Source organism: Grylomicrobium aquisgranense (assembly GCF_033971865.1).
In the GTDB taxonomy this organism is placed as follows: Bacteria; Bacillota_I; Bacilli_A; order Erysipelotrichales; family Erysipelotrichaceae; genus Bulleidia; species Bulleidia massiliensis.
Genome location: NZ_JALBUR010000034.1, coordinates 1 through 18,961, shown reverse-complemented (window position 1 = coordinate 18,961; position 18,961 = coordinate 1). Strand labels below are relative to the sequence as shown.

Genomic DNA, 18,961 nt, shown 5'->3' with positions numbered 1-18,961 from the left:
CGATCATAGTCTTTGAGCATTTCCTTGAAATCCGGCTTTACCTGAATAGATTCAATTTTTGCCTTTGGGAAAAGCATTCTGCGAATTTCGTCTTCACTTTTTTCCTTCACCTCCTCCCACTTCAGATTTAGTGATGACGCGGCTTCTCGGGCAGCAGTTACAGACTCCCTGCCAACATGTAGCTGGGCGGAAATCTGTCTTCCCGAGAGTCCTGTGGTTGATAGAAGCCGCAGGATATCCTTGTACTTTGACATGAAAATAACCTCCTTTCGCACAAGTGAGGCAACCAGCCTCATTGCCATTATAGAAAGAAGGTTATTCGTCAATTTCAGGTGGCCTTGGAGGTCCGGAATCACTCCGAATCTGACTCCAGAAAACTGGCCTTGGTTTCACCGGAAACCCGGCTTCGCCATATCGGTGTATTCACCTACCTGCATTCTGAGCTTCTGCTGCCATCGGTAGAAAGCTTTTTCACTGATATTGTGCTGGGCAAGCCACACCTTCTTCTTCATTCCGCTTTCGTTGCATTCCTTGATAACGCCAGCCCAATACTGTGCCCGCATAGCATGGGTAACCCGCTCCATAAAGACATCACTCTCCTTTGTCAAGTCCCGAAAATCCCTGGACTTTACGGACTCATCTTGCCAGAGTGTCTCTCTTTTTAACAGGTACGGATTATCGAGCGCTTACTGTTTATCTGGCAGTCACGTGCAACTACAGGCTGAAAAAGGGAGATTCTATCTATCAGTTCAACCAAAAGAAAAGGCAGCAGGCTGTCTCACCATTGAAGCCCAAAGCTGCCAATATCGCTGCGGCGGATAAACTATTGGTAGTAATTTATTCGCTTATGAAGAACGGCTCAACTTTCCGTTCCTAAGCAGATTATAGAACGAATTTTCAAAACCGGGGAGCCTGTCTCCTCTTTTCGTGGTGGCTGATCAGAAAAATTCTGAAGCTTATGAATTTATCGAAGAAAACTCCGAAAAAGGGCTTGATTTAAGTTATCAAATTTATTTGTGCGCACAAAAAGCTTCCTGCCGAGTTCTTCCTCCAGATTCATTAACTGCCGGGAGATTGTCGGCTGAGACACATGCAGCAATTCCGCCGCATGGGAGATATTTTCCTCATCAGCGACTGCCAGAAAATATTCAAGTACTCTGAGATCCATGATTTCTTCCTTTTGCAGAATCATTATAATGAATCATAGATTCCTTCTCTATGATTCAGAGAATTGCTTTATCATTTTTCATCACATGTCAATGATGCAGGAAGACACAGGTTCCGGATAACCGCTCAATCTATCCGCAAAAAGGCTGGTTATTTGAAGGCGATTTTATCGATTCTATCAATCGTCAAAATAATAAGAACATCGTCAAAAGCTTTGATAGATTAGGGTTTATAGACTTTTGAAAACATGTAACGAGTTCCTTCCGGCAACGCCCTTGCAAGAAGCACGGTTCCGGTATCGATTCCTGCATGATCCAATCAGGGCATTTACCACAGGCGTTTTCGTCTTTTTGTGCCAGAAGATTAAAAGCCCTGCCGGCATCAAAATACAAAACAGCCCGACAATGACAAGCGCCACAATTACATTGACAGGTACCATACTTTCACTCTTTCTTAAACTCTCACTTCACGATTTCAAATTCACAGGCAAGATTCTCCACTCGTAACTCGTAATGTCCAGGTTCCAACCAGCTTTCCGGCGTCACATAGCCTTCTCCAATATTCTCCCCGGCACAGGCTCCACCATATCCGTAACGTGGAGACAGAAGCGGCAGCTCCTCCTGACTTCGCAAATCGATGATCTTCACCTCAGAAACATTCGCATTCAAGCCATTCTCGCCAATTCCTGAAAACGCCTCTTTACGCCCGTTTCGAATCACAAAATGTAATTCATTCTGCTCGTAAGATTCAAGATAAAGCCCTAAATATCCATCCGTCGGATAAATTTCCGCTGACGGGCTCACCTGATCCTCTGACTCACCCACTGGAAGCTTCAGTGCAGGAAGCTGTTCTGCCTCCTTCTTTCTTGATTCAATCACCTCATGAATCTTAGCCAGCTTTTCACTATATTTTTTTGGATAATACTGCGAAGAAAAATATACATCAGTATCTGTAAAAGAAAAGCGATAACTCTCAGACGCTCCATCTGCTACAAAAATACCCCTCAGGTCCTTTTCGCTCCATTTCTGCATTTTATTTTCGCGGAAAATGTCCTCGATTTCCCCAAGCAGATCCTCTTCCGTCCGGTATTCGTGCACAACCTTCCTTGCAGCATAATACTCCTTATCAGTCTCCGTAATCAGGCAGGAGTTCTCATCCGCAACACTGACGGTGACAGTGCTCGATTCTCCGCGCATTCCACCGCCAACCGAATATTCAAATTTTGTCATCTTGCTCTCCTTAACTTTTTTGCTGTTGTCTATTCGTTCTTTTAAACTACTGTTCTGATAGACTGTTACACCAATCAGAACTGCAAAAAGGGCAAGAATTACACCCCCGACGCGTAAAACAATTTTTAATATATTACCCATACGCGACTCACAATCTTCCCCCCGTCACCTCCGTAGAAACTTACTTGTCAGCTTCCCGTTACCTCCACGGATCCTTACTTGCCGGCTCCCTGATTCCTGCAAGCAACAGCTGTTCCCATAAAAACCACTCCCCTGTAGATGGTTTATTTCTGAACTTAATCGGGCGAGGTGAATCCGCTCCTCCACTTCTTAAATAGCGCGTCTCATACCCGTCCTCTTCTGGCAGCTCCTGATCAATCACTTCCAGTTCATATGGAAGATCCGGCGTGTAGTCATTGTCCGGAGTTGCGCCCTTAAAATAAGAGCGCGGCACATAGTCCTTATCCATAAATCGATCCCGGATGAATTGCTTCTCCGCGATACTTAACGGTCTCGGACCTCTTAAATAATCGAGCATTGCAAGCGACTCATCACGATTTTCCGGATACAGGCAGAGTGCTGCAATGGTAAGAATCGCTGTTCCTTCCGGTGAGTGCATCTTCTCTGCTTCACTTTTCAGCTCCAGCACGCTCTTTGGCAGTTTGTTCATGGTTACCGTTACTCTTTTCATAACAACTCCTTCCCGAAATCAGCTTCAAAAAGCCGACTTCATAAGCAACCAACATGAAACCTCTACTTAATTATCACACAAAATCTAATCGTTTTTACAAGTCCGTTCACACAGATATATAATTACAACCGCAGCAAGCATCACAAATCCAGTCATAACATCTGCTCCTGTACCGTCGCTTTCAAAGCAGTCAATCATCAGAAACAGTGCAATAATCTTTTCAGAAATCATAAGCCGAACCGCATTTTTGTCTGAAAGAGCCGGTATTGCTAAGATTATTCCCGTCACAAGCAATATTCCCAAAGCCAAAAACTGTTTCTCTCTTTTCACGACTGTGCACACAACTCATACACATACTATATGTATGTTTTATCTTACTTTTGTTTTTTACAATAAACAAATGAGGATATGTCATATGTTCAATGTTCCAAAGGAGATTAGTTTCGGTATTTATGCGTGTAGTGCTGAGGATTCATCTTTTTTGGCAACCTTTACAAATATGGAAATCACAGACTGTGCATGGAAGGCTCATAACGGTCAGCAACCAGATTAGAAGTATTACCGTATAAATAACTTCAAGTTTGTGCATGTAGAAACACTTTTGTAAAAAGGGGGTTCACTTCAATTCGTATCAACCTTCCTTAATCCTGCTTTTCAAGACTCCGCTCCATTGCATTTCTCATATTCGACATGAACACTTCCTCCGGAATCAGGGCAATTCCATTTTCGTCACTGAGAACGACCATGCGCTGTCCTCCCGTCAGTCCAAACAGATCTCTTGCCCCCTTCGGGATGACGATCTGGCCTCTTTCGCCTACGGCAACAGAACCCCAGATATTTTTTCCTCTGGGAGCGGGTGGAATGATCCCCAGTCCTTCCACGGATTCCGTCCTGATCAGGCTGTCAATGGTCGTCCCGTATACTTCTGCCAGTGATAAACACTTTTCAATATCGGGGACCGTCGCACCGGTTTCCCACTTAGCATACGCCTGTCTGGAGATCCCTATTTTTTCAGCGATCGCTTCCTGTGAAAACCCATGGAGATTTCGAAGCATCACCAGATTGTCTTTCAGCATGCGTTCCTCCTTACTACAGATCGATCTTATCAAAATCCGCGCAGGCCTTTTGATACGACAGATATGTTATTCCCGCATAAAACAGGACTCCGCCAAGAAGCAATGATATCTGCAAAATGATATGGTCAAAGCCGAAAGCATTGACAGCCGCAAGTCCCGGGAAATGATGCAGCGCTTCAAAGACTGTGATCATCAGAAATGCGGCAATGATATATATGACAAAGGGCTTCCCAAGCGTATAGGCTGTCCTGAAAAAACCGCCCACAAAGATTGCATTGAATAATCCGAACACAAACAGGGCTGCGCCCAGGTAAAACAGATTGGCATTCATCAGCGCATTCTGCCTGTAAACGGATGCATCCTTAAGGACTGTCATTCGGAGCAGGGTAAGAACAGTTATCAGGGCGAACCCGCAGAGCTCGACCGTCATAACAAACTGATATTTTCCCTTGACTACATCATTCTTTGCCACCGGCAATAGTGCAGAATACAGGATATCGTTTGCTTCCCTAGCACCCTGGAAGCTTTGATAAATCCCCAGCGTGATGAAAAATACGCTGCAGAGGATCGGATAGCCCGGGATCAGTGTCATGGCGCCAAAGCTGATGAACAGCCAGGTCAGCGGTAACGAGGAGAGCCGTATTTCCTTCCGCAATAAAGCATTCATGACCTCGCCTCCCTCTCCAGCCTCAGAAAACTCTCTTCCAGGGTCTCCTCATGCCGGCCATTCCTCTGCATGAACTCCATCATGGAGCAGTCCGCTTTTATCTCACCATTACTGATATAAATGATATGATCTGCACACCGTTCCAGATCTGAGATGATATGTGTTGAAAAGAAGATCGTAACTCCATGTTCTTTCAATATCTGAAACACTTCCATGAGCTCATCCCGGGAAAATGGGTCCAGCCCGCTGGTCGGCTCATCTAAAATCAGCACCTTTGCCCGGTGGGAAAGCGCCAGAAGAAGATTGAACTTCACCTTCATTCCCTCTGAAAGCTCCATGGGCTTCTTTCCTTCATCCAGACCAAACATCGCCATATAGTGGCGATAAGCATCCTCATCCCAGTTTGAATAAAAGGATTTAGTAGTGCTGACGATTGTCTTTATCGTCTTTCTCGGAAACCAGCTGACTGCTCCGGTGGAATACCCGATCCGCTGCTTGATCTTTGCTTCATTTCCGGCAAGCGGCATTCCAAAGTAAAAGATCTTGCCGCTGTCAGTATGGATCAGATTCAGCATGGCTTTGATCGTGGTGCTTTTCCCGGCACCGTTTCGCCCGATGAATCCAGTGATCCTGCCTTCTTTCAGCGAGAAGGACACGTCTTTCATCTGAAAAGACTGATAGGTCTTACAGATATTCTTTACTTCTACAATATCCATGTGGTCCTCCAGAAATATGACTTTCATGAATATTGTAAAGTCTGATTGCGTCGGGTTCTACTAACCGTACATGACAATATATCACGTATTTTGTTGCATCTGGTTGCATTATCCGTCTGCAATCCTCCTGTTTTCCTGCCTGCATGAAGTGTTTGAATTGCTAATGAACAATTTCCGACATTCTTTTGTATAGCTTAGCCGCAATAAGCATCATCATCAGTGTCCAGAAGGCAATCCATATTTCAACTGCCCACAGAGGCAGAATGCCTCTCTGATACAGCGCTGGAAAGGTATCTGCCAGCATATGCAGCAGAATGGCCGCGGGCAGGCAGAGCTTCTTTGCATTGACAACACCGTAATATACGATGACCGTAAGTCCGATCTGTATTAACATCGCCAGCAGCCGCTCCATGACGTTCATGGCCATCATGGCGTAGTCAAACGCAGCAGCTGCCTGTACGGAAGGAAGCGCTGCGGCTGCGGTCTCTTCCGTAATATTCAGGGTCTTAAGCGCGGTCTCCGTATCTCCCTGAGAAAACATTACTGCGATGGCAAGATAGAGGATCATAGCAGGCACAAAGACCGTCAGGATCTCGATCCCACCGTGGCCGATTCCGTATATCACCGCATTTTCACGGGTACGGTCCTTTTTCAGAATGTATTTCAGAATGATATGCCGTCCGCATTCTTCGAAAATTCCTGCCATCGTGATCCCATAAAGGACGAAGGCGGCTGTGTTTCCGTTAATGAAGCGCGAAACAGGATTGTCTGACACGATGCAGAAATAGTGTACGCCCGCTTCCAGTATCCGGGCAGAAATGACAAAACCGGCAGCACCGGCAATAAGCCAGCTAATCTTTGTCTGTTCTTTATGCTTCCTGCGCCAGCAGATGAAGAAGCATACGGCGATCGCGATCATCAGAATAACGGTGATGGTCAGAGACGGAACGGCACTTTTACCGATAACAATATTCTCAAATACGCTCATTCGCCATCACCTCCCCAGACTTCCACACAGAAGCCTTTGTGACCGCAGGAAGTGCAGGTAAGCTTTCGGGCTGTGGGGGTATGATTTGCCCAGAAGGCTTCCTTCAGTGTGGGTTTAAATACCTCATGGCATTCCGGACAGATGTATTTCACATGCGCGAAATAGTATCGGCTGATCAGGATCCCCCAGGGGATCGCCGCCAGGAGCCAGATCATGAACGGCCACCAGATACCTTTGACAATCCAGAAGATGATGGAAAAACACTGCAGCGCCGTGAGCGGGAGCCCGGTCAGGAGCATCATCAGATGCAGTTTCTTCAGTTTTTTCCTGCCTTCCATAATGACGGCTATGTCACCGATCGTTTCGAGGGAGAATTCTGTTTTGCCTTTCAGTCCGTTTTTCAGCTCACGGAGCTTCAGAAGCTTTTCCTCTTTGTCAGTGATTTCATCTGAAAGAGCCTTCTCCTGCTGTTCGATCAGCAGGGAGATCACCTTTTCAGGATGCTCTTCCTTCAGGATCTGAGCAATCGCGCCGATGGGAAGATCCAGTTCACGCAGAAAGCAGATAATCTTCATGCGCTTCAGATCATCTTCCGAGTAGAGCCGCCTTCCGCCTTCGGAAAGTTCGCTGGGAATCAGGATCCCTCTTGTATCATAGTACTGGACCGTCCGGACAGTGACGCTGCAGAGCTTTGCAACCTCTCCTGTCGAGTATTTTGACATAGCCTTTGCCTCCTTTCGCCATGAATTATGCAACATGACGCTGCGTAACAAGCAACACCTTACACAGGGGGATTTTTCAAGAAAAGACAGAGAACCATCAGATCATTTGAAAATGCCTGAATGCCTCTATGATCGCGTCTTCCTTTTCCTTCGGCGTCTCCGGCGACCGACTGTCCTCACTCTCCGCCGCCACATCCACCTCGTCCATATCGACCTTCACTCCGATGTGATTCTTTGTCTCAGATAGTTTGGACAAAAGACATACCGTCTCGACAGTTAAAAATTCATCTAAATAGCCCTCCCACAGTCACGTCAGAACAACTTTCACATTTTTTCTAAAAGAAAACGCGGCAGCAGCCTCTCTTCTCAGAAAGACGGATGCCACAGAAATGGCTTAAACACGGGCTTTTTCGGTCCTCTTTCAATTTGTTCTTTTTAGCAGAGCCACGGTCTCAACATGCGTTGAGACGTCTGAACTGCTCTCTTTTTTACCTCATCGGTTTGCGGAAACTTATCAATAGTTACCGCCTCTGCTCTGCATCAACAAACTTGAATTTATTTTAAGCTATCACGTTTTACCTTCTTAAGCCTTACTATCATTACCATAGGAATTTCTTTGTTGGTTTTAAAACATTCTTCATAAAATCCATCAATGACAAATCCAGCTCTAAAACAAAGGTTAAAAATATCTTGTATGGAACGATGATAATAAATCTGCTCTTTCGGTTGCCCTTCAATCGCTATATCATAGTAACTGTGCGGTGTCATATATTTTTCAGTCAACGTGACAAAACAAGGGTGTTGCGTTGCAAAGACAAAAATTCCGCTTTCCTGCAACAGTTCATAAACAGCCATAAGAAGTGGTTCAATATCCGTAATATCCATAATTGCCATATTAGAAACTGCTTTCGTAAAGGCTCGATTTCTTTTTAATTCTAATATACTTTTTCTATCGGTCGCATCCGCCACACAAAATTCAATTTGTTTTGCATATTGTGATTGCCGTCTTTTAGCCAATTCTATCATTTTTTTGCTGTAATCAAAAGCGACAACCGAAGCGCCTCTTTGTGCAAGATACGAAGAATAATTTCCATTGCCACACGCAATATCCAAAATGTAATCCGCAGGATTAGGAGATAGAAGTTCCGTTACTTTGGGACGCACTACCTCTCTGTGAAATTCATTAGATTCGTCACCCATTGCATTATCCCAAAATTGTGCGTTCTCCTCCCAGATTTTTTTACTTTCCTCTGTTCCCATGTTCTCTCCCACTCCCCAAATTTGCTTTTTTGCTTCCATTAAATCTTCCTTACTATATTCCATTGTTACCCTCCATAACTTCTGATTGTTGCCGTCTTGACGATTATGTATCTTTACATTACCTTCTGAAACATATGGCGCACCTTGTCCAGGCGGCTGTTTGGACGGCGGGGCTGGATGACCGGCTGACCGACAGCGGCCTGATATCCTTTCAGCTCTGTAAGGCATACGCTCCGCCCGTTGGTGTAAGAGGCCAGATCAGTACGGTATGCCTGTATACAGCGGGCGGGAATCTCGCCAGTAAAGACAACTTCATCCTTTTTTACCTGGGCCGTTTCGATGGTGGCACAGTATTTCGGTGCATCATGATAAGCCCTGGAAAGGTATTCCTGGGGCGCATAGAGGATGAAGGAGAGATAAGGTTCCAGCAGCTGCGTCCCTGATTCCTTCAATGCCTGTTCCAATACAATCGGGGCCAATGAGCGGAAGTCCGCCGGCGTGCTGACCGGACTGTAATAAAGCCCGTATTCAAAGCAAATCTTACAGTCCGTTACGTTCCAGCCGAACAAGCCCTGCTCCAGCCCGTAACGGATACCATCCCTGACAGCGTTTTGAAAACTCTGGTTCAAGTATCCCAGCGAAACCCGGCTCTCGTATTGTACACCGGAGCCAAGCGGGAGTGGTGTAACAGACAGTCCGATGGATGCCCAAAACGGGTTGGGCGGCACCTCGATATGGATGGTGTGGCTGGCTGCTTTGAGCGGCCGCTCCATATAAATGACGGTGGGTTCCTTTACCACTGTTTCAAGCTTGTATTTTTCCGACAGCAAAGCGGAAACAACCTCCAACTGCACCCGGCCCAAAAAAGAAAGAATGATCTCATGGGTGATGGAATCCACCTCGCAGCGCAAAAGCGGGTCAGTATCCGCAAGTTGCGTAAGAGCGTCCAGCAGCCGTTCTCTTTGCGCTGCCGTTTTCGGCGCAATCGACGTCCGCAGCATGGGGAGGGGGTCCTCACGCCACCTTTTACGAGGGAGCCGGGTTGGGTCCCCTAATACATCGTTTAACCTCACGCTGTCGCTGGGAAGGATAACAATTTCACCCGGATAAGCGGTGTCTGTCCGAACAATTTCCCCTTTGGATGGAATACGCATCTCTGTGATTTTCAGCTTTTCTCTCCCGGCCAGGGCCACCGTATCCCGCAGGCGCAGCGTTCCGCTGTATAGCCGTAGATAGACACGCCGCTGGCCGCAATCTGTATACTCCACCTTGAAAACGCTGCCGCATAGGGCGGCGCTCCCCTGTTCCCCAATCGGTTGGAACAGCCCTGTCACCGCATCCATCAACGGTTGAATGCCAAGGCCCTTTTTGGCGCTGCCATAATAGACCGGGAACAGGGAGGCGTCTTGAACCCGCCGCTGTTCCTCCCGCACAAGTTTTTCCCGGCTGATTGGTTCTCCTGCGACATACTTTTCCAATAATTCATCGTTATTTTCGATGACCGCATCCCATGCTTCTATGTCGGTATTTTCCTCCAGGACTATTTCCGGGGACAGCGACACCGTCTGCTTGATGATAATATCGGCGGAGAGCTTATCCCGAACAGACTGAACCACGCTCTGCAAATCAACGCCAGCCTGGTCGATCTTGTTGATAAAGATAACGGTGGGAATGTTCATTTTCCGCAGGGCATGGAACAGAATACGGGTCTGGGCCTGCACGCCATCTTTAGCGGAGATCACCAAGATGGCCCCATCTAAAACAGCCAAAGAGCGGTACACCTCCGCCAAAAAATCCATGTGGCCGGGCGTATCCACAATGTTGACTTTACATCTGTGCCACTGGAAGGAAGTGACTGCCGCTTGAATGGTAATCCCACGCTGCCGCTCCAAAAACATGGTGTCCGTCCTCGTTGTCCCTTTTTCGACGCTCCCCGGTTCTGAAATGGCTCCGCTGGCATATAGCAGGCTCTCCGTCAAGGTCGTCTTTCCAGCGTCTACATGGGCAAGAATTCCAATATTGATTATTTTCATGTGATTGTCCTCCCTTTACTGCCCCGAAGGGCATAAAAATCCCCAGCAGTAAAATACTTTTACCACTGGGGATGATAATTTGCGGACATACACATTACAGCATACACCTGTTTGTGAGTGCTGTTTTTGGGGATATGTCAAAATTGATAAGGCAAAAGTATTCTTAAATTGGGTACAAAAAACTAAGCCCCTACAAAAGGGACTATCATAATCCTTTGTTCCCACTATTTGATTATAGTTTTATTTAAGAATACCTTGCCGCATATTTTTTACTCCTTTTCTGGAATAAATCATTGTATCACATCAGTTTTAGGAAAGCAAGTACCTAAAAGAAATTTTTCTTCCCCTTATATGTAACAATCATACCGGTCACTCGAAAAACTAAACGCAACGCTGCAAAGGTAAATGCAACATTGCGTTTTATCCTGCAGATCTTATTCAAAACCGTTGCGGTTACCTTTGCGAGAAGGCGGTTTTAATCACTCGGATCATTGATTTGAAAGAATCCCGATTCGGATCAAGGCGAATTTGGGCATGCTCGCGCAGACCCACCTGTGCGGAAGCGCAAGACTTAACGCAACAACAAGGGCCTAGTGGGCAACTGCTTTTTCAGCGCGCTATTGCTCTACAGCGTGCTTCATCAAATAGGGCTTTAGGATGACTTCGTTTGTTGGCACGCGCGCAATACCGAGTTCGTCAAGCAAAGCTACGGGCAGGATGCTTGCGGCAAGCTCGAAGGCGCACTTGCCACCGCGACCTGCAATTGGGTAGGAATTAACATGAGAGCAGCACGTAGCGATGTCGTAGACGTTTAAAGCATCGAAGTCGGTGCGCTCTTTCGGCAAGATGCGACGTAATTGCTCATGATTGCGTTCTGCCTGCGACTTCTGATTTGATTCCATGGCATCGCAGTAAAACACACGGCAGCGGCGCCTGCCAAACTCCAAACACGAGCGCTCCATGCCCTCCCAATCATCAAACTCTACGCCCCGGTCAAGCAGAAGAACGGGAAAGATTGCTTTGAAAGCCTCGCGGGATCCCAATGCGCGCTCGATTACGTCAAGCCACTTAACAACAGCTTCTGAGTCGGCATGGCGCTTGCGGAGGTAGAACTGGAACGCATAAGCAACCATATGAAGGCTTAAAACATCATGCTCATTCCACTCATAGCCGCACACGGAATCCCCTTGCACAACCCGCACCTGCTCCTCTAGGGGCAATGCCAAAAAATCATCGTAGGTGCGGCCTGCGCGGTCCACGCGATCGCGACCTGCGTGGCTGTTTTTCTTGCGGGGCTTTAAGCGCACCTTGCGAGGCAGCTCGATGTTCGCGGTGCTTAAAAGACCTTTATCTTGGTAGTTGTAAAGGGTGCGGGCGCATACCCCGACTTCTTCATGGGTAAAGCAAATCGCCTCAAAGCTATGCCCTTGCTTGACGAGCGGCGTCACGATTTTGTCAAGCGATAGAAGCTGTTCGTCGCTCATATCGATACCCTCGCGCGAGGACGCCAAACGCACCCGGTAATTTGCATCTGCCGCTTCAGCGTCGTAGCTGCACTTAGGAAAGCCGCAGTAGGCGCGCTTCGAACACTTTTCCGGGCACACATAGGGCCAGCGCTCGGTATCGGGGCACATCTTGCGCTTAAAGTCAGGACAGGAAGCGATGCAGCTGCGCGTCTTGCAGTGCTTGCAGGTCGTGAGCCTCGTGGAACATTTCTTACAAGCACTGCCACTTTTCTGGCAATCTTGATAGTTAGCACAGCGAATAGAGGGTTTGCTTTTGCCTGTTAATTTCTTCTCGCGAATAGTTCTGTTTGCCTTCACTTCACGTGTAACCGTTGAAGTGGAGACGTCAATCCTTCTTGCGATTCTTCCAGCTGAATCACCTGCAGGAATACCCTGCGCAATCACCTCTCTGTTTTCCAATGAGAGATGCTTCTTTTTTGTCATAGCAATGACTCCTTTCCGCCCACGATGGGCACTCAGGAGTCGATTGTACGAATAAGGATTTTGGTGAAGAAAAGCAGGAACCCCAGGGCAGGCCTTGCGGCCTACGCCTGAGGTTCCTGGCAGGCTGCGCCTGCATGACTTAATGCAACACTATTGCGTTTTGAAATTCAATTCACCTAACAATCATACCGGCTTCCTAGCGTTCAGAATGTTTTCTGCTGTCTGCTGTGGTGTTTGGTTGGAATTGTCCAACCAAAAGCCGATCCGTGGTGTTGTCTGCATTTTACTAAATACAAATTCAATGTATACAGAAAGATATAAGGAGTGGGAGGGATTCCGCCGTAGTTGGCATTGTAGGAAAATCCAAAAGTTTAGATTTTCCCACAATGCTTATCTTTTGGTCTTTGGTTCGGAATAGTGTAGTGCTGGCGGTCTATCTCTTGTTTTCGGTTGCTTGCTTCCTTACCGTACATGAGCATTTGCGCCGGGGTTGTCATTGCCATATCCTTCCATGAGATTGATGACACCCCAGATACCAAGACCTGCACCAAGAGCAATCACGAGTGTCTGAAGTACGCCTACTGCTGAGTTGAATAATCCCATATGTTCCTCCTTTGATCTGTGCCTTTTTGACAATGCATATGGATGTGATTCTCTGTTTTCTGTCTCTGGTGATGCAAAGGACTTCTATTCTCTCGTGCGTCTGCACCAATCCTGATCAACCAAATCCTGAAAACAAAACAAGCAGCCAGATGCCTTCACAGGTGACGTCTGACCGCCATGTATTCCGCATCTGATGATGCGGTATCGATATGATCCCGACATTTCCGGGGAATAAGAAACTGGAGAGCGCTGCAATGAGTGTCTCCGGCTAAAGTAGATATTCATTTGTATGCGGCATGATAAACCTGTTTATTGCTGATAACGTTGTGAAAAGGCTTGATCCGCTTTCTGCAGCTTTAAAACATATTCATCATAAGCAGGACTAAGTTTTCTCATTGCAGGAATGAAAACGCTGTTATATCCCTGCTCTTGATTGAACCTCTTTAACACTTCCTTAAGCTTAGCTCCATCTGAATTTCGGTATTCTTCAGTATCCTGAAACTTAAGATACCGCTCGATGATTTCTTTATGATTTACCAGCCAGTTTTCTGGATCATCTATGACATCTGATAGAGCATCCCTTGTATTCAAGAAGATTTCCTGACTGTCCAGAGTATTCAGGGAATCCTGATAGTCTTCTAATTCATCGGGGATTTCCATGTGTATGCTATCAAGATAATCACAGATTTCATGATAGGCATTCTCCTGTTCTTCGGTTTCGATCGGATTCACTAAAAATTCGCGGAAATGGAGCGATAAATAATTTCCCCAGAACCCCGGAAAGGCGATCATCAAGCGTTCTATTACAGATTCCCGGCATTCCGCCGCGGCTGCTTTAAGCTTCACAGCATTCCAGTCCAAAGATGACGCCAACTCTTTCAGAAGATCGTTCTGTTCTTTTCTTCTCTGCAGGTCACGCCGCTGAGTATCAATGATTTTCCAAAAAGCCAAACTATCACCTTTATTAACCAGTTCCGCGATATTAGCAACAGATACGCCAAGACTTCGCAGAAGCGAAATCTTTTTCAGTTTTTCAACATCTTCTGCAGAGAAGGATTTGTACCCATTCTCTGATATTGCAGGATCAAGCAGTCCTTTCTGACAATAGTATTCAATCGCTTTTTTCGTTGTTCCAGATAATTTTGCGGCTTCATTGATATACATAAGCATCACCTCCAGCTAAACCATAAGCCACCCCCTGAGGGAGCAGTCAAGAGGTTTTTTGAAAGCAGCGTATTGCTTCAAAACTGCACTGGTAAGATCAACTTCCTATCCTTCTTGTAATTGATGTTTGCTAAAGTTAGTTGAGTTTTCTTCTCAGATAATTGAATTTTGGCTTCGGATAATTGGCTTTTACTTTTCTCAATTTCACGATACCATAACGCATCTAATAAGATAGCCCATGAAAGTTAATTTGCAGCAGTTCCCATTCGTGCCGCCAGACCTCACAATACTTCTGGTCATTCCAGTCAACTGTGTTGACCTTCCTGCATTTCCAGCGACCGTTTTTCTGACGAATGTGCTGTCCATTTTCGTCCAGCTCAAACTCGGATTTGCTCTTGGGGAGCCATTTTCCCTGCTCATCCAGACCACGCATGGTGAGCAGCACATGGGCGTGCGGATTGCCGTCCTCTTCATCGTGGACAGCGAAATCACAGCACATTCCTTTGCTCACAAACTGCTCCCGGCAATACTGGCGAACCAGAGCAATGTTGTCCTCGTGAGACAACTCTTTGGGGAGGGCGATAATGATTCGCCGGGCAAGCTGGCTGTCATAGCGCTTTTCTGCGTTCTCCACACTGTTCCAGAGCGCAGCTCTGTCGGCAAATACAGGCGGCGCACGTTCCGGAAGCAGCACTTCTGAGAGAATGACAGCCGGCTTGTGGGAGTAGTCCCGGAATCGGTGGTCGTACTCGCAGTAGAGCCGTGTGCCGCTGAGGTAGGCAGAGGCGGCAACAGCAGAGCGTCCTTCGCTGCGCTTGATGATGGCTGTGTTGAAGTGGGGACAGGGGGGTTTGCATCCCTCCGTTTAGGGTAGAATAATCCCGCCTGCTTTGCAGCGGGCGGGATAATATGAGTGTACGACTGTTCTAAGAATGCAAGAGACATAATTCTTTTCTATTTTGTTCAAACTGAATGCTATTTGTTCTTAGGTTGCTTGAGACATAAAACTATAGCCCAAAATAAGAATGTTAGCCACGCCAAATTACGTGATGTTATAGATAATTCCGTTCTTACAGCACTCGTTATCTTTCCGTTATTAATCTTTAACCCAACAACAATGCTGTCCCCGACATTTTCATAACAATTAATAGTTACACTATCTGCTCTTGCTTTTTCTCCCTCAAACTCTACTGAAATACTTCCACGGCTAAGAATACCTTTCCTTGTATGATACTTTTGGGTAATTATCGCTTGTGCTGGAATGTAATCTGATTTATTTGGAAGATATTCAAACAAGTAACCAAAATTTGAAATAAGAAAACTAATTAATACAAGGATTGCAATCAAGAGAATATCTCTGACTGGCTTCTTAATGTGTGTGACCTTAATAAAAAGGAAAATACAAGGTATTGAAAATAACAGAATTTGCAATAACACTTTTTCTCCTCCCATTGTGCATATATCTCTGCCTATTTATCCGAATAGCACCTTTTCTAATCTCAATGCCACCCGACTACTATACGAATATTGCAAAGCAGCAAGCCTGGCCTTATTTAATATGCTGGAATAGAAGTCATAGTAAAAAACTGTCATTGAGATGCCAAAACCAACTAAAGGCGGGGTCGTGGCCAACACAGCTAAAAATCCCGTCACACATAGGTCAATGTAGTCCTCTACAACTGTTTCTACTTGTTCCGAGCCTAATGAATCATTAATCGTTTGAATAATGGTTTCCGCACTTGCCCCAGAAGAATAATTATCATGAATAACGTTATAAATCAATGTGTTAATATTGGTTAAATCATTAGGTAATCCTGATAAATCTTTGACCAGATTAACGGTATTTAATGTTAACACCCTTCCCGTATCTCCAATATCACTAAGTGTAGTCGGAGCATCTGTTAAAGATTGAATTTCATACACAGCACTTGCAAAATCCTGGGTCTGTTCTGAATCTGGTTTTACATTGCTACTGTAACGAGGTCTAAAGCTATCACCACTGTGATGTACTTTTCCACCCGTTTTCCGCGGTCAGACCAAGCCGTTTTGTCGAAGGTGAAATGTTCGAAAAAGTGATTGAATTCAGCGATTTCTACGAGTTTGTGCGTGATAGCAACACAATGGTTTCCACGAGCTCCCGAGACAGTAGAAAAAACAATCATACTGGTTCATGCTGTCTGGGAATTGGTCAAAGCGGGGGCATGCTGTTCGGGAATTTGTCAGAAATATGATGTTGCTCCATTACCTACAATGATATCAGCGACATTGCAAAACACATTGAACTGGAAGTTAGCGATTTCTTTTTCCGGTATTCTCTGTCCCACGGATTTCTTCATGATAGAAATAATCTACGATCACCGGATGCCCCTGTGGGACTCTGCCATAAGGCATTTCATTATCTACAAAAGCACAATCATACTTCTTAGCCATTTTCTCAGCTTTTACTTCAAGTGCTTCAAAGTAGCTGCGGTTATGCTTGTTATAGATCTCGTCGTAAAGCGGTACCAGATCAGGATATTTTCCGGCGATATAATCCATAATTGTCTTTTTGAAACTGCCTCGAAGATTAAGATTTTCGAGCCAGAACAGATCGCACTGATCCTTTACCCGATCAAAGATTGCTTCAAAATCCGTGATACCGGGGAATACCGGGGATACGAAACAGACTGTACGGATACCTGCTTCATATACCTGCTTCATAGCAGAGATACGGCGCTCAATGCTCGAAGCAGAGTCCATATCATTCTTGAAATTTTCATCTAGTGTGTTGATCGACCATGAAACGGTTACACGTCCAAGCTTCTTCAGCAGATCAATATCCCGTACCACAAGATCCGACTTTGTGCACAGAATATCTGCGTCACTGCCGATCAGCTGCTTCAGAAGTTTTCTGGTATTCCCGAATTGCTCCTCCTGTGGATTGTAGCCATCTGTCACAGAACCGATGACTACCCGCTGTCCGGCATATTTCTTCGGATTTTTAATTTCCGGCCAATGCTTCACATCAAGGAAAGTGCCCCATTCCTCCTTGTGCCCGGTAAAGCGCTTCATAAAAGAAGCATAGCAATACTTGCAGGCATGTGTACAGCCCACATAGGGATTGACCGAGTAACCGCCTACCGGCAGACTAGACTTCGTCATGATGTTCTTTGTTTCCACCTCACGAATGAGGATTCCATTTATTACTTCTTCCATGATTTCTGTACCTCTAACACTTTATTAAATTCTTCCGGCATCTCCTGAATCATATTTTCATCCCCTATGATAGGGACAAGGTCTTCCTTCATAAACACCGGAATGCCGAGCCTATGTGCCTGGTCCGTCAGAGACCATGCCCATTCCGGCTTCGTATGAATCTTCCTGCTCTGAGCTCCGGTCATGGTGCCCACAACGATCCAATTGATTCCGGAAAGGTCAACTGTGCCGGGATCATCGAATAACGGCTCAAAGGAAACATGGTAATGTTTTGCTCTGACGTTTTTACGAAGTGCGTCGATACGCCACAGTTCTGCTTTCCTCGTCACCGTAACGCCAAACCATGCGTTTTCCAGATCGGTATCAAAATCCAGCAAATCAGGTCGCTTGGTAAGGAACAGGAACTGATGTTGTGGATTTTCACGGATCTTTGCAAACACCTCGTCTCTCCATTCCGGCTTCCATCCAGAGAGATCGCTCATGCCGGTGAGAAGAAAGTTCTGCGGACGTTTCTTTTCCATCATCCTGAGCTTACCTGGAAAGAACTCAGGATCAGAGAAGTCATCAATCATATGCCAGCGTTTCACATTGTTGCGGGCATAGCAATATGTACACCCCACTTTGCAGCCAATGACGATATTCATGTTCTGAATCTGATCTTTGATACACATACTCATGACTTCTGCCACTCCTCAAGATTCTTTCTGATGCGGTCGAGGTATTCCTCAAACTGGGTAATTTCTTCCTCAGAAAAACCTTTGTAGTAAATACTGCCCATCTCATCAGATACAGAATCGTACTCGCCCTTTAAGGCATGTGCTTTCTCAGTTAGAAACAGGAGTGTTTTTCTTTTGTCCGTTTCAGATTGAACACGGCTGATCAGCCCTTGATTTTCCATTCTTTCCAGCATCGTAGTAAGAGATGTTATCGCTAATCCGCATTTAGTCGAGAGTGACCTGATTGAGATACCATCCTCCTGCCACAGCACATAAAGAATACGTCCCTGGGCTCCATTAAACGCATCAATATTCTTTTCACTGAGAATCTTCCCGAAAATCCGGTCTCCAAGCCGCTTTATTTTGGTGACAAGAAATCCTCCATTCATTTCCATACAAAAGCTCCTATATAGTAGTTTATTAAAAACATACTATATAGGAGCTTTATTTTCAACAATTTATATGTCTTAATAGGTAAATTACGATTTCATGGCCAGTTCGACCGCGCTGTTTTCTTCCTCGGCAGACTCTCCTCCGCCTCCCTTTTCACATAAGTCAATCCTGATTTATATCTTGGTATACGTATCTTGTCTTCTTCCAAGTGGCTTTGAAATCAGTAGTAATGATATCCATTTCTCATCAGCACAATTTCGTTACTTAGTATATCATGTTTGGAATTCGTGAAAAACAGAAAAGCCTTCCCACAGCCACGCCCGACCAACTTTCACATTTTTTCTAAAAGAAAAAGCGGCACCAGCCTCTCTTCTCAGAAAGACGGATGCTGC

20 protein-coding genes and 2 pseudogenes are annotated in these 18,961 nt (G+C 45.7%); all 22 read right to left on the bottom strand.

Annotated elements, in window-relative coordinates; genetic code table 11:
• A pseudogene (locus MOZ60_RS09860) lies at positions 1 to 254 on the bottom strand (hypothetical protein); the annotation flags it as partial.
• Between the two features lie 135 nt (positions 255 to 389).
• A complete protein-coding gene (gene tnpA / locus MOZ60_RS09855) occupies positions 390 to 584 on the bottom strand; it encodes an IS66 family insertion sequence element accessory protein TnpA (protein WP_370596535.1) in 195 nt (64 codons plus the stop codon).
• Between the two features lie 428 nt (positions 585 to 1,012).
• A pseudogene (locus MOZ60_RS09850) lies at positions 1,013 to 1,168 on the bottom strand (LysR family transcriptional regulator); the annotation flags it as partial.
• A 460-nt stretch (positions 1,169 to 1,628) separates the two neighbouring features.
• Positions 1,629 to 2,537: a spore germination YkwD domain-containing protein gene (locus tag MOZ60_RS09845; protein ID WP_370596534.1), complete on the bottom strand. Its 909-nt coding sequence runs from the start codon at positions 2,535 to 2,537 to the stop codon at positions 1,629 to 1,631.
• Positions 2,538 to 2,595: 58 nt separating this feature from the next.
• On the bottom strand, positions 2,596 to 3,087 hold the full coding sequence (locus tag MOZ60_RS09840) for a DUF6935 domain-containing protein (protein ID WP_370596533.1): 492 nt from the start codon (positions 3,085 to 3,087) through the stop codon (positions 2,596 to 2,598).
• Between the two features lie 84 nt (positions 3,088 to 3,171).
• Complete coding sequence (locus MOZ60_RS09835) at positions 3,172 to 3,417, bottom strand: hypothetical protein (protein ID WP_370596532.1); 246 nt, start codon at positions 3,415 to 3,417, stop codon at positions 3,172 to 3,174.
• Positions 3,418 to 3,728: 311 nt separating this feature from the next.
• Complete coding sequence (locus MOZ60_RS09830) at positions 3,729 to 4,163, bottom strand: helix-turn-helix domain-containing protein (RefSeq protein ID WP_205839854.1); 435 nt, start codon at positions 4,161 to 4,163, stop codon at positions 3,729 to 3,731.
• A 13-nt stretch (positions 4,164 to 4,176) separates the two neighbouring features.
• Positions 4,177 to 4,830 (bottom strand): ABC-2 transporter permease, encoded by a 654-nt coding sequence (locus MOZ60_RS09825; RefSeq protein ID WP_370596531.1) that lies wholly within the window; start codon positions 4,828 to 4,830, stop codon positions 4,177 to 4,179.
• Positions 4,827 to 5,546 (bottom strand): ABC transporter ATP-binding protein, encoded by a 720-nt coding sequence (locus tag MOZ60_RS09820; protein WP_370596530.1) that lies wholly within the window; start codon positions 5,544 to 5,546, stop codon positions 4,827 to 4,829. The genes MOZ60_RS09825 and MOZ60_RS09820 overlap by 4 nt, the downstream gene beginning before the upstream one ends.
• A gap of 160 nt (positions 5,547 to 5,706) precedes the next feature.
• Entirely contained in the window at positions 5,707 to 6,534 is an 828-nt protein-coding gene (locus tag MOZ60_RS09815) for a YhfC family intramembrane metalloprotease (protein ID WP_370596529.1), read from the bottom strand.
• Complete coding sequence (locus tag MOZ60_RS09810) at positions 6,531 to 7,256, bottom strand: MerR family transcriptional regulator (RefSeq protein WP_370596528.1); 726 nt, start codon at positions 7,254 to 7,256, stop codon at positions 6,531 to 6,533. Before MOZ60_RS09810 ends, MOZ60_RS09815 begins: the two co-directional genes overlap by 4 nt.
• Positions 7,257 to 7,811: 555 nt before the next feature.
• Positions 7,812 to 8,579 carry a class I SAM-dependent methyltransferase gene (locus MOZ60_RS09805; RefSeq protein WP_002586626.1) on the bottom strand — a complete coding sequence of 256 codons (768 nt, stop codon included), beginning with the start codon at positions 8,577 to 8,579 and terminating at the stop codon, positions 7,812 to 7,814.
• 50 nt (positions 8,580 to 8,629) lie between these two features.
• Entirely contained in the window at positions 8,630 to 10,549 is a 1,920-nt protein-coding gene (tet(W), locus tag MOZ60_RS09800) for a tetracycline resistance ribosomal protection protein Tet(W) (protein ID WP_370596527.1), read from the bottom strand.
• A 617-nt stretch (positions 10,550 to 11,166) separates the two neighbouring features.
• Positions 11,167 to 12,498, bottom strand: coding sequence for a helix-turn-helix domain-containing protein (locus MOZ60_RS09795; RefSeq protein ID WP_370596526.1), 1,332 nt, complete (start codon positions 12,496 to 12,498; stop codon positions 11,167 to 11,169).
• Positions 12,499 to 12,960: 462 nt separating this feature from the next.
• Positions 12,961 to 13,101, bottom strand: coding sequence for a Maff2 family mobile element protein (locus tag MOZ60_RS09790; protein ID WP_445972112.1), 141 nt, complete (start codon positions 13,099 to 13,101; stop codon positions 12,961 to 12,963).
• A 309-nt stretch (positions 13,102 to 13,410) separates the two neighbouring features.
• Entirely contained in the window at positions 13,411 to 14,265 is an 855-nt protein-coding gene (locus tag MOZ60_RS09785) for a MerR family transcriptional regulator (RefSeq protein ID WP_370596525.1), read from the bottom strand.
• A gap of 223 nt (positions 14,266 to 14,488) precedes the next feature.
• A complete protein-coding gene (gene mobQ, locus MOZ60_RS11585) occupies positions 14,489 to 15,085 on the bottom strand; it encodes a MobQ family relaxase (protein ID WP_371832655.1) in 597 nt (198 codons plus the stop codon).
• A 155-nt stretch (positions 15,086 to 15,240) separates the two neighbouring features.
• Positions 15,241 to 15,717 (bottom strand): hypothetical protein, encoded by a 477-nt coding sequence (locus MOZ60_RS09775; RefSeq protein WP_370596523.1) that lies wholly within the window; start codon positions 15,715 to 15,717, stop codon positions 15,241 to 15,243.
• Positions 15,718 to 15,738: 21 nt separating this feature from the next.
• A complete protein-coding gene (locus MOZ60_RS09770) occupies positions 15,739 to 16,188 on the bottom strand; it encodes a hypothetical protein (protein WP_370596522.1) in 450 nt (149 codons plus the stop codon).
• Positions 16,189 to 16,554: 366 nt separating this feature from the next.
• Positions 16,555 to 17,460: a radical SAM mobile pair protein B gene (locus MOZ60_RS09765; protein ID WP_370596521.1), complete on the bottom strand. Its 906-nt coding sequence runs from the start codon at positions 17,458 to 17,460 to the stop codon at positions 16,555 to 16,557.
• Entirely contained in the window at positions 17,448 to 18,137 is a 690-nt protein-coding gene (locus tag MOZ60_RS09760) for a radical SAM mobile pair protein A (RefSeq protein WP_370596520.1), read from the bottom strand. The genes MOZ60_RS09765 and MOZ60_RS09760 overlap by 13 nt, the downstream gene beginning before the upstream one ends.
• On the bottom strand, positions 18,134 to 18,571 hold the full coding sequence (locus MOZ60_RS09755) for a radical SAM mobile pair system MarR family transcriptional regulator (RefSeq protein ID WP_370596519.1): 438 nt from the start codon (positions 18,569 to 18,571) through the stop codon (positions 18,134 to 18,136). The genes MOZ60_RS09760 and MOZ60_RS09755 overlap by 4 nt, the downstream gene beginning before the upstream one ends.
• Between the last annotated feature and the right edge of the window lie 390 nt (positions 18,572 to 18,961).